This is a genomic window from Psychrobacter sp. UBA3480 (assembly GCF_002377945.1).
In the GTDB taxonomy this organism is placed as follows: domain Bacteria; phylum Pseudomonadota; class Gammaproteobacteria; order Pseudomonadales; family Moraxellaceae; genus Psychrobacter.
Map to the genome: position 1 here is coordinate 1 of NZ_DFQV01000004.1, position 11,003 is coordinate 11,003.

The window sequence follows — 11,003 nt, forward strand, 5'->3', positions numbered from 1 at the left end:
AAAGTCGGGGCGGTTCATATTAACGAACAACGCTCCTTTGAGTGAGCTTGCAATCGTAGGTTGGTTACTGACGAAAACAGTGACTAGTAAAAAGGTAAGCAGCATGCGGACTCATAGCGGTGGTATTACGAATCGCTGGTTATCATTAACTCAAGGTGTTGCATTTGAGGATCATACTGAAGAGGATTATATTCAACTTTATAGCGAACTTATCGAACTTGGTAAGTCTAAAGACGCTCAAAATGCTATTGCCACTAATATTGATGAGATACATGCATATTTAGTTAATCATCATGGCATTGAACCTATTGCACCTTTTTCATCTACCAAGCGAGCGCATCATAGGACAGGCTATCTTTCAGAAACCATGTTTCAGGCTATTCTTAATAATGCTGACAATCTTGAAATGACTAAGGATGAAATAGAAGCGGTGAAGCTCGCTTTGATTTTAGGGCAGCGCTGTGGACTCAGGATAGGTGAAATAGTTAAGATTAGATTAAAAGATGTGGCTATAACTTCAGCTTATCTAGAAGTGCGTAATAATAAATATGGTAATAATAAAACGGGTTCTGCCTTAAGACGGACATTGTTAGAACAACTTTTAACAAATTCAGAAATGTCGTTTTTCAAGAGAGTCGAGCTTAGGCGTAGTAAAAGTAAAGGGGATACCTTAATCGCTAATCAAGCTGGTATGGCTTATCGTGCCAGTGATTTATCAAAAACCATATCTCAGTTAATTAAAACTACAACAGGACTTTCTCATCTCACGACCCATCATTTAAGACATAGCTTCTTAACTAATTTTCAATTAATGTCATTTTTGTATGATAAAGCTAATGCTTTTAATGGGCATCAATGCTCTCAAACTTTAAAAGACTTATTACCTTATGACGAAGACAAGTCTTGTAAAATATTGGCTTATATTGAGACATCCCTACAATACAAAAAAATATATGCCTTAGCTGGAGTAGCTGGACATGCCAGTCCTAGCACTACTTTTGACTCTTATGTGCATTTGACTGACATTCAGATTGGATTGCTACTTTGGCACATGGATTACCAGTTGACGGCTAAACACTATAAATTACTAAGCGTTCCGAGACGTAGGGAAAAGCTGTTAGGTGCTACACCTACTGCAATTAATTATTATTTGCTTAACAAGCTCAAACTTAAACCACTGCCTAAACCAAAACATAGTGAACTACTAAAGACAGAAGATAAAACATCTACAAAGCCAAAAAGATATTCATTCGATGAAGTCCGTCAGACTCTTGAGGTACATGATAAGGAAGAAGATTTCAAGGAAAAAATGGATATTTATAAGCTTGATCAAAATACTTTTGAAATATGGCTTAATAACGCTCAGCAGTTGCAAGATCACCCTTCTTTTAAAACCATACATGGTAATTCAAGATTATTCGCGCCTGATGATAATATGAGCTTATTACCGGTATTCGACAGGTATGTCGAAGATAACAACATACTCATGCAGATGACCAATAAATTTCGTGACTTATATAAGATAGAAAAAAGACGAGAATCTATGCTTCAGTTTATAGCGCATACGCTTATGAACTCCCAATACCATAAAAATCATATTAGTTTTGATCAAGCATTAGATCTATATAGCTATATACAAGTATTAGGACAACTAGTCTTTAAAAAAAATATTAATTTAAAAATATACCATTATGCACAAGCTAGCGATGATGATAAAGAGCAATGGAAGCCTGTGATGAAATTACTTGCCTCATCTCAAATAAAAAAGTGCAATGTAGCTGATAAATTAAACGGCAAGATATACAAAAAGCAGATCCGTGCTGAATTATCACTATCTAGCCAAACTGAGCAGACTAGGCTTAATAATAGAGAGAAATCAAATCTCCCAATCAAGCAATGGACCGTTAGAACTTTACAAATTTTCTGTCATTACGCTTTCATTATGATAGGGCAAAGAATTAATTTAGGAGATCACAAGCCATGAATCTGTCAGCAAAGTCTATCAGCATTAATAGTAGCACTAAAATTAGTCTTCATCCGTTGGCTAGCCAACTAACTAAGCTAATAGTGAAAGCCTACTTAAGTGGTGGTCAAGAAGCCTATATTAAATCTATGCAGACTAAGTTTGATTGTTATAACAGTTTACCTATTCATAATGTATCGTTAGTAAATAAGGATGTGAATGAGTATTTACTCATTGGTGGTTGTTTTTCACCTGTATTTAACCTCAAAGATATTAATAACAACAATACTATTTTCTTAAGTTATAAAACCTCTAAAAAAGACTCTAAGCCTGAGCATAAGAAACAAGTTAAGAAAGAATTTGATCAGGATGTGATTGACTTTATATACATGGACTTTATCCGAGCAATATCAATACTCTCGTTAGCTAAACCTGGGCTTATGTATCCAAGCCTTAAAACAATAATGCAAGAGTATAAAAGTCAGATATGGAGTGAAATATTCAATAGGGAATCAAAAACCCCAAAAGATTACATTTTATTAAATAACGTCGCCGATCTGCTTGATACAACACGTGGCACATTGAATAGTCATACTAAACTAAAGAAGTAGCGGTTAATTCTTTCCGCTATGCCTGATTAGAAACAGAGCTATCTCACTAAGCTTAGAGTAACAAGCTAGACAACCTTAATCCTCGAATTGGAACACAAGCGATCTAATGCGAGGACTTATTCAGGATTGGATAGCGATATATCTACTTCTAGGAGTCATTAAAGAGATGATTTATGAGAGAGATACAAAGGGATGTAGTCACAACCGTATTAAAACTTAATAGCTCTGCCTAACCACGCTACCAACTCACGGGCAGGAGCCTGACTCAAACACTGTGGACAATTAATATAGGTCATTATACAGTCATTTAAATCAGTCAACATATGCAGTAATAACCCTAAACCAATTATCTTATAGGGCTTTGGTAGAAACAACATGCCCGCATATACTGCCATCGCATAATAAGTATGTAGCGGATGGAAATTAATACTACAACGATTGGGCGAAAAGATAGGTGTCGCTAGCAGATGATCTAAATCAACTAGCATGGTTGCTATTAGGATCAAATAAACTCGCTTATAGTCACTACGAAAAAACATATAGGCGATAATCAACGGCATGCCAAAATGTAGAAAATAATGGATAACGGTTTGACTCATCGCTTTTTCCGAACTAAGAGGGTGTTTTAAAAATTGTTCTAAGAGTATCATACACGATCTGAGGTATACCTTCACACCTGAAAGGCAAGCACGAATCCACCACCTGACGTACGGAAGTTAGTCACCTGACCTTAATAAACACGCGCAGCAAGTAACATACTAATCTGCCGTTGGGAGACGCCAGTAAGCGGCGTTTCGGTCTGGTAATAACGAACGAGTAAACATGGAACTGCATTTATTGCTATGGCTATTTTTGGAGGAATGATGACTCTTGCAAACCTATCCCGCCGAGCAGCGACATCAGCAGTGCTTGCCCTAATGATATGGAGCGTAAGTTTCTTTCTCCATTTTTTTTGGGAGATGGCACAGGTACCGTTCTTCTCCGGTATGGCCGAAGCGAGACACTGGGACGTGGTCTGGCTTTGTACGCGTGCGACCGTCGGTGATGCCAATATTGCTTTTGGCGCCTACGTGCTTGCGGCGTTATTTGTAAAAGATTGGCTTTGGATTGCAAAGCCGTGGCGTCTGTCGACTTTATCGATATACCTTGGCGTTGGCCTGACCGTAACAATACTCTTTGAATACTGGGCAACTGGCGCTGGCCAAAGGTGGAATTATAGTGGGCTGATGCCTGATGTTCCGTTATTAAGCATAGGTGCGTTGCCGCTCGTTCAGTGGGTGGTCATTCCGATACTGTTAATCTACACTGTCAAGTGGATGTTCCTAGGTTGGCAGATATCCAATTAATAGAGGTTAGCATTAAGAGCAGTTGGTGCTATTTAGCTCATTACACCTGAAAGACGGGCGCAAACCCACCTCCTGGTGTACGGAAATTAGTCGTCTGACCTTGATACACACGCGCCGCAGGTAGTAGCAGTTGTCCGTCATACGTATAAAGACGTATATCCACCTTTCTCGTTGTTACAGTGTCATCAATTTTTATTGATCGCTCTCCTGCAGGAACAAAGGTCTGTACGATATAATCCTCATCAAGAATGTTCTCAAAAACGCGTCGAGTCAGCTTGCTACCGCGATAGACCCCTTTGCTTCCATGACCAGCAACTGGCTTAAAAAACAGCTGTCGCCGAGTACGCCACAACGCTGCTGCCTCGTCTTTTGATACAAGCTTAGTCTTTGGTATCGACTTTTCAAGGTACCTCGCTGCAGCCTCATCTAGACCCCAAGCGCGCAATGTCTGCGAATCGGATAGCAAGGTCAGGTTTTGCTTATTGGCCAACATAGCATGTACATGGGGATTGGGTGTCACCACCACAGCACCCTCTAGATAAGCACTTTTAAGCACGGCGTGGTTAGGGTTTTCAAATGCAAAGTCGACCAGACGATTGTATATCATATCGATTTTCTGTCCATGGGCTGTCAGAGCACCATCGACATAGTCGAGTTCAGAGGGATCTAGTATCACAGTGTCAACGCCCTTAGCTTGGAGCAGTTGACGTGCTAACTGGAACTCCAAAAACATGAACTGATTCTTAGGGTCATTATCGATAATAGCTATGCGATTAGGCATGGCAGTAGCTGATTGTCGCTGCCACTCTTGTATGAACATGCTAGTGACAGCTTCTTCAAACCCATCAAGCATTTTAGTAATATCAGCACTTTGCTCAGAAGGGTGGCAGCATTGTTTTTGTGCACGGGCAAGTGCTACGTTTAAAAATGCGCCTCCAGCGTTAGTATTGATCTCAATAAGTTGAGGGCCATCGCTACCTAAGTGAAAGTCATAACCCATAAAGGCTCCTATTGGCCCTGGATCGAAAGCAGCAATTTTGGGTGCCCATGACAATACTTGCTGTTGGTAAGATGGAAGTTTAGCAGCCGACTCAATAGCTGCGACGATTCGCACCATTGTCTCTATCTCTGTTTTAGGGACGAACACTGGTGTTGCTGAAAAAAGCTTATTAAGCTCGTTCGCTCCTATTGGATTGTTTCTAGTTTCCATTAATTGATCTTGAAGGCTTGTATTGAGCGCTTTACGATTGAGAGTAATGCAGTAGCACTCTTGATTCAGTTGATTTGCAAGACCGTCATTAGTTTCTTCGTTGTTGCTGGTTAAGTGTTCCATTTAAACCTCGTCGTTAAGTAGAGTGCTTACGCTGACATACTCTAGTAAACAGCAAAAAACAAAAGGGGTATTTGGCGTTTTTACGATGATGCTAGTTGCTTTTTAATGTCTCACTTCCTGAGTCTAAAGCGGTGCTTCATTCCTCTTTGATTAACATTTTTGCTAAGAATAAACCCAACTCAAACAATAGCCACATAGGAATCGCTAGCAAGAGCATGGATATGCCATCAGGCGGTGTTACTACCGCTGCAACCGCAAAGCAGCCGACAATGATATAACGACGCTTGTCTGCTAAACTCTGAGTAGAAACGATTCCAACCATTATCAGTAGTAAGGTAACCACTGGAATCTCAAAAGTCAGTCCAAACACCATAAACAACTTGAGGGCAAAGCTCAGATAGCTATCAATATCGGTCATCGGTATAACGTTCTGCGGCGCGAATAGGATAAAAAATTTCAATACACCTTTGAGCACGACAAAGTAGGCAAAAGCAACCCCCGTATAAAATAGAAATATCGAAGACAACAGCACAGGAATAGCAATTTTCTTCTCTTTCTTATATAAGCCAGCGGCGACAAACGACCAAATTTGATACAGGATATAAGGCATCGCTAAAAATGCAGCGACAAAAACCGTTAAGCGAATGGGTGCCATAAAGTTTGACGTTATATCAGTGGCAATCATGGTCGAATTGATGGGTAACTGCGCCACTAATGGGTCTGATAAAAGATTATAGAGCTCTCGTGAAAACCCTACCAATGCTAAGAATATAATCAAGACGGCCACGCATATTTTGATGAGATGCTTGCGTAGTTCAATCAAGTGTTCAGTGATAGGCATATCACTGAGCGTACCTAACCTATCTCCAGACTCATTATTCTGTGTTGTATCTGTTGGCGCCTCAAGTTCCGTAGCAGCGATTTTTTCTTGTCGACTTTTTCGCTTTTTAAATAGGCTCACTGATCCGCCTCCTGTTTAATGAACGAGGAGGAAGTATTCGGTTGATGCTCTTTATCATAAGAGGTGATTGGTTGATGTGAAGCGTCTAAGCTTTGGTTCTGCGACTGCTCAAATTTTTGCATACTACCGCGCATCTCTGCTAGTTCACGCTTCATATCTGACTCAGTCTGACGAATTTTTGCAAGCTCATTTTGCATTTGTTGGCGCGTTTCAGCCAGATCAAGCTCAGCTTCTATTTCAGACTGTAGAGTGGATACTGTACGGCGCAGTTTGGCATACCATTGCCCAGCCGTACGCGCGGCCTGCGGCAGTGTTTCTGGGCCCAATACGATTAAAGCAATGATGCCAAACAAGAGTAACTCGGAAAACCCGATATCAAACATAACAGTCACATATATTAAAAGACTATTTAGTGCCGCTATTTATAAGCGGCTCGCTTCATACTTTGTGCTGATCATCAGTGGTGACAGGGCTGATTTCTGTATCATCAGCCTGAGCCCCTACCTGTGTATTTAAATCATTACTTGCAACTGGACTACTATTTTCATGGTCAAGTGCACGATTATTGCGAGCATGCTCGGTTTCTTCATCTTTGACTGCTTCTTTAAAACCCTTTACTGCACCGCCTAAATCTTTACCAGCATTTTTAAGCTTAGCGGTGCCAAATACGACCACCACCACAACCAATAAAATCAGCCAATGTGTAATAGAAAAACTACCCATAACGATATCCTTATTTTTAAATTCTAATAAAACCCGTATTGGGCATTACGTTTTGACAATTTTTCCTAACATTCATATCACAAGTCTAACCTACGTAGTCTAAGCGCGTTAACAATCACCGAGAATGACGACAAGCTCATAGCTGCCGCTGCTATCATTGGACTAAGTAGAAGCCCAAATACGGGATAGAGCACACCTGCGGCAATTGGGACACCAAGTGCATTGTAAATAAAGGCAAAAAACAGGTTCTGTCTGATATTGCGCATGGTGGCGTGGCTAAGCTTATAAGCTTTAGCAATACCCATTAAATCACCTTTTAGCAGGGTAATACCCGCACTCTCCATCGCCACATCTGTTCCTGTACCCATAGCGATACCAACATTCGCCTGCGCTAGTGCGGGCGCATCGTTGATACCGTCACCTGCCATTGCTACCAATTTACCGCTATCTTGCATCTCTTTGACGATACGGTTTTTGTCCTCTGGTGAGACGTCGGCATGGACTTCATCGATACCTAATTTATTGGCGACTGCCTGCGCGGTTTTTTCGTTATCACCCGTTAGCATGACGACTTTTAGTCCCGCGTCATGAAGCAGTGAAATAGCCTCTTTGGTGCTTGGTTTAATAGGGTCAGCAACTGAAATAATACCAGCAGCTTTACCATCTATAGCCACAAACATGACTGTTTCACCGTCTTTTCTACGGACATCAGCTTTAGTAGATAAATCCTGATCGAAGCTGTTTAAACGCTCCATAAGCTTAGAGTTACCAATAGCGATGTTCTTACCATCGACCACGGCTTGTACGCCTTCGCCAGTAGTCGAATTAAAGTCAGTAGCTTTAGGAATAATGAGTGATCTTTCTTGAGCCGCTCTAACGATAGCTTCTGCCAAAGGATGCTCGCTTGCAATTTCTACTGCGGCTACCAATGCGAGGAACTCGTCTTCATCTTGACCTACCTGCGCGTCAATTGCAGTAAGCTCGGGCTTACCAGCGGTCAGTGTTCCGGTCTTGTCGACGACAATAGTATCGACTTTTTCCATACTCTCTAACGCTTCAGCATTTTTGATGAGGACGCCGTTTTGTGCGCCTTTGCCAGTACCAACCATGATTGACATCGGCGTCGCCAGACCAAGGGCACAAGGACAGGCAATAATCAGTACCGCAATCGCATTAACCAAAGCATAAGCCATAGCGGGCTCAGGGCCGAATATCGCCCAGACAATAAAGGTAATGACGGAGCAGATAAGCACGATCGGTACGAACCACCCAGCTACCTTATCTACCAATTTCTGTATAGGTGCGCGGCTACGCTGAGCTTCGGCAACCATTTGTACAATTTTGGATAATACCGAATCTGCTCCAACATTGACCGCTTCGACCAATAGCGTTCCAGTGCCATTCACCGTACCGCCAGTAACCGTATCTCCTTGTGCTTTTGATACAGGGATTGGCTCACCCGTTACCATTGATTCATCAACATTACTATTGCCATCGATCACTGTACCATCTACGGGTAGTTTCTCACCCGGTTTAACCCGTAGCTTATCGCCAGTGACGACCTCATCAAGCGAGACTTCGACTTCGTTGCCATTTTCATCGACACGTCTTGCAGTCGGCGGTGCGAGCTCAAGCAATGCTCGAATCGCGCCTGAAGTTTGACTTCTGGCTTTGAGCTCTAATACTTGACCCAAAAGTACTAAGGTTACAATGACAGCTGCCGCTTCGTAATACACACCGACTTGACCATTAGCGTCTCTGAAACTGTCTGGGAAAATATTGGGAAAAAAGGTCGCGACAATACTAAAAATATAAGCAGCGCCTACGCCTATCGCAATCAAAGTAAACATATTGAGATTGCGGCTTTTTATAGACTGCCAACCACGGACAAAAAACGGGGCGGCGCCCCAAAGCACGACAGGGGTCGCAAGCACTAACTCAGCCCATTGTAAGATCTGTGAGGAGATACCATACTGACTGAAATTAACTACGTTTACGTCAAACATACCGCTCATCACATATATTAATAGCGGTACAGTCAGTACTGTACAAACCCAGAATCGACGAGTCATATCATCGAGCTCTGAGGTATCTTCTTCACCGATAGTAAGCGTTTCAGGCTCAAGTGCCATGCCGCATATTGGACAGCCACTATTCTCAACATCTCTGACTTCAGGGTGCATAGGACAGGTGTAGACCGTGCCATCATAATCAGCAGGAACTTTGTCGTATTTACCGCCTTTGATAGATTTTACATCAGTGCTGTTAGAAGTATCCGCTCCATGACCATGGCAACTTGCATGACTGTCTTCATCAACAACCTCGTCTTCAGGTTTAAGGAACATGCCGCATATCGGACAATCGCTCTTTTCAGTATCCCTGACCTCAGGATGCATAGGACAGGTATAAACGGTTCCGCTATAGCCAGTTGGCACCTTATCGTAAGTGGTATCTTTATTAGGTTCTATGCCTGTATTCACTGTACCGTCACAGCAATCATGGTCTTCGCTGTCCGAAGTATTTTTTGTCGTATCGTGTTTCATGACTATGTTCCCGTTATTGATTGCAATGATAGTTTAGGGCTAAGTCGCCAGCTTTTGATCCCATCCAAGATTAGGGCACTGTTCGTCGTTCTAAGCATAGCTGACCTATCTGAGCCGAAGATTCAATGGCTACGCTAGACTCATCGTGCTTTGGCAAACCAGCGATATAGCGGTACAAACACAATCGCGAAATACCAACCATAAAGATAGGATTCGACAAATCCAATTAGGAAACCTGACCATGTCAGCCATTCAAAACCAGGTAGCAGCGGTGCCCAAGCCTCATGCATACTTATCTGCTCAGGTGCGAGTAGGCCAAAGACTATGCACAAGAGATAGCTGATGAGCAGAAACAGAGAAACGCTGTTGCCCACAGGACCAATTCTTAAAGTATTCGCTTTTGAATTCAATTCGTTCATCTTGACTCTCCTTGGTAGATGCTATACACCGCTTTCGTCACCACCAAACAACGGTATGGTATATGACCCGAACATCCGAACCAGAAAGCTCTGCGCAATAATTATATAAAATTACATCAGCAGAGCATTAAAACTGGTCGTCAAACAGTCTCTATATACTTGATGCAAGTACGTCGCAGCACCGCCAGCTGACGGGTAAGCGTTAGAGATTTTGATATAGGAGTAAGCACTAAAAGAGACAACAATTGCAGCAGCCAAAAGGCCAGTGGGGAAAGTGAACCATGCATACTCAGCCTTTTATTGCTTTTTCATGAGCAATGTTTTGATTCTGCAGTGAAAGTAGCTTTGAATAAAAAGACCTATATGCTTACGTCTATCATTTGATAGACCATTATTTTATTTGTTTAAAATACTCCTATCAGTATAGATCGTTATTCAAGCTCATCAATCAATTGCTTCATCTCAGCGATCTCACGCTTTTGCGCTTTAATAATATCGTCAGCAAGCTGTTGTACACGCGGATCTTCAATATCAGCGCGGCTACTGGTGAGAATAGCAATCGAGTGATGCGGTATCATCGCTTGCATCCAATCGACTTGATCGACAGTTGCTTGTGATCGCACGCCCCAAATACCAACAGCAAACATCAATACGCTTAGACCATAAATCATTAAGTTGACCTTGGTCTTCTTATACATATTAGTCATAAATGCCAACATGACCACTGCCATACCGGCACCCATGTAGAGCGCCATATAAGCTCGGGTTTCACTAAAATAAATATGATCCCATTCATAAGTATTGAAATACATCATGATGTACATCACAATCGTAGACGTCACAATCATCAGGGTGAACTTTACGTAAGGGTTCATGCCCTGTTGATGATCCATGTTGTTTTGATCTGAAGTATTCATAGTATATCCCCTATTATTTTAATAAAATTAGAACCAGAATTTGACCCCCGCAGTCAAACTACCGCTATCAACCGATTCATTTTCTTGACGTCGTTGACCACGAGCCTTGCCAAGCGCTGTCTCATAACTCACGCCCACATAAGGGGCTAGTTGGCGACTGAACGTCTCGTAAGTCAGCCTTACCTCG

The 11,003-nt window shown here is 42.0% G+C and carries 12 protein-coding genes; 3 read left to right on the forward strand and 9 right to left on the reverse strand.

The window, feature by feature from the left end; all coding sequences use genetic code 11:
* The first annotated feature begins 103 nt into the window (after window positions 1-103).
* Together B2863_RS01900 and B2863_RS01905 are read left to right on the forward strand one after the other, a co-directional pair.
* Complete coding sequence (locus B2863_RS01900; protein WP_296207157.1) at window positions 104-1,984, forward strand: site-specific integrase; 1,881 nt, start codon at window positions 104-106, stop codon at window positions 1,982-1,984.
* Window positions 1,981-2,574, forward strand: coding sequence for a hypothetical protein (locus B2863_RS01905; protein ID WP_057758583.1), 594 nt, complete (start codon window positions 1,981-1,983; stop codon window positions 2,572-2,574). Before B2863_RS01900 ends, B2863_RS01905 begins: the two co-directional genes overlap by 4 nt.
* 209 nt (window positions 2,575-2,783) lie before the next feature.
* Here the strand turns inward: B2863_RS01905 and B2863_RS01910 are convergent, their stop codons facing one another.
* Window positions 2,784-3,173 carry a DUF6122 family protein gene (locus B2863_RS01910; RefSeq protein WP_025652669.1) on the reverse strand — a complete coding sequence of 130 codons (390 nt, stop codon included), beginning with the start codon at window positions 3,171-3,173 and terminating at the stop codon, window positions 2,784-2,786.
* Between the two features lie 387 nt (window positions 3,174-3,560).
* On the opposite strand from B2863_RS01910, the gene B2863_RS01915 reads away from it, so the two are divergent.
* Window positions 3,561-3,920 (forward strand): hypothetical protein, encoded by a 360-nt coding sequence (locus B2863_RS01915; RefSeq protein ID WP_228706795.1) that lies wholly within the window; start codon window positions 3,561-3,563, stop codon window positions 3,918-3,920.
* A gap of 40 nt (window positions 3,921-3,960) precedes the next feature.
* Here the strand turns inward: B2863_RS01915 and B2863_RS01920 are convergent, their stop codons facing one another.
* From B2863_RS01920 to B2863_RS01955, 8 genes are all read right to left on the reverse strand, one after another.
* The gene (locus tag B2863_RS01920; RefSeq protein ID WP_057758581.1) at window positions 3,961-5,253 is read right to left on the reverse strand and encodes a hypothetical protein; all 1,293 of its coding nucleotides are present in this window, start codon (window positions 5,251-5,253) and stop codon (window positions 3,961-3,963) included.
* 136 nt (window positions 5,254-5,389) lie between these two features.
* Window positions 5,390-6,214, reverse strand: coding sequence for a twin-arginine translocase subunit TatC (gene tatC, locus B2863_RS01925; RefSeq protein ID WP_057758579.1), 825 nt, complete (start codon window positions 6,212-6,214; stop codon window positions 5,390-5,392).
* A complete protein-coding gene (gene tatB / locus B2863_RS01930) occupies window positions 6,211-6,597 on the reverse strand; it encodes a Sec-independent protein translocase protein TatB (RefSeq protein WP_102093201.1) in 387 nt (128 codons plus the stop codon). Before tatB ends, tatC begins: the two co-directional genes overlap by 4 nt.
* A gap of 55 nt (window positions 6,598-6,652) precedes the next feature.
* Window positions 6,653-6,937, reverse strand: a complete 285-nt coding sequence (gene tatA / locus B2863_RS01935; RefSeq protein ID WP_057758575.1) for a Sec-independent protein translocase subunit TatA — start codon at window positions 6,935-6,937, stop codon at window positions 6,653-6,655.
* 77 nt (window positions 6,938-7,014) lie between these two features.
* Window positions 7,015-9,480: a copper-transporting P-type ATPase gene (locus B2863_RS01940; protein WP_296207163.1), complete on the reverse strand. Its 2,466-nt coding sequence runs from the start codon at window positions 9,478-9,480 to the stop codon at window positions 7,015-7,017.
* Window positions 9,481-9,620: 140 nt separating this feature from the next.
* Window positions 9,621-9,899, reverse strand: coding sequence for a DUF5676 family membrane protein (locus B2863_RS01945; protein ID WP_296207164.1), 279 nt, complete (start codon window positions 9,897-9,899; stop codon window positions 9,621-9,623).
* Window positions 9,900-10,330: 431 nt separating this feature from the next.
* Window positions 10,331-10,816, reverse strand: a complete 486-nt coding sequence (locus B2863_RS01950; protein WP_296207166.1) for a DUF305 domain-containing protein — start codon at window positions 10,814-10,816, stop codon at window positions 10,331-10,333.
* Window positions 10,817-10,843: 27 nt separating this feature from the next.
* Window positions 10,844-10,993 (reverse strand): copper resistance protein B, encoded by a 150-nt coding sequence (locus tag B2863_RS01955; RefSeq protein ID WP_296207167.1) that lies wholly within the window; start codon window positions 10,991-10,993, stop codon window positions 10,844-10,846.
* Between the last annotated feature and the right edge of the window lie 10 nt (window positions 10,994-11,003).

Coding starts and splice junctions, on each gene's coding strand:
- B2863_RS01950 (WP_296207166.1), bottom strand. CDS start 10,816: ATGAATACTTCAGATCAAAACAACATGGATCATCAACAGGGCATGAAC.
- B2863_RS01940 (WP_296207163.1), bottom strand. CDS start 9,480: ATGAAACACGATACGACAAAAAATACTTCGGACAGCGAAGACCATGAT.
- B2863_RS01945 (WP_296207164.1), bottom strand. CDS start 9,899: ATGAACGAATTGAATTCAAAAGCGAATACTTTAAGAATTGGTCCTGTG.
- tatA (WP_057758575.1), bottom strand. CDS start 6,937: ATGGGTAGTTTTTCTATTACACATTGGCTGATTTTATTGGTTGTGGTG.
- B2863_RS01915 (WP_228706795.1), top strand. CDS start 3,561: ATGGCCGAAGCGAGACACTGGGACGTGGTCTGGCTTTGTACGCGTGCG.
- B2863_RS01900 (WP_296207157.1), top strand. CDS start 104: ATGCGGACTCATAGCGGTGGTATTACGAATCGCTGGTTATCATTAACT.
- tatB (WP_102093201.1), bottom strand. CDS start 6,597: ATGTTTGATATCGGGTTTTCCGAGTTACTCTTGTTTGGCATCATTGCT.
- B2863_RS01905 (WP_057758583.1), top strand. CDS start 1,981: ATGAATCTGTCAGCAAAGTCTATCAGCATTAATAGTAGCACTAAAATT.
- B2863_RS01920 (WP_057758581.1), bottom strand. CDS start 5,253: ATGGAACACTTAACCAGCAACAACGAAGAAACTAATGACGGTCTTGCA.
- B2863_RS01910 (WP_025652669.1), bottom strand. CDS start 3,173: ATGAGTCAAACCGTTATCCATTATTTTCTACATTTTGGCATGCCGTTG.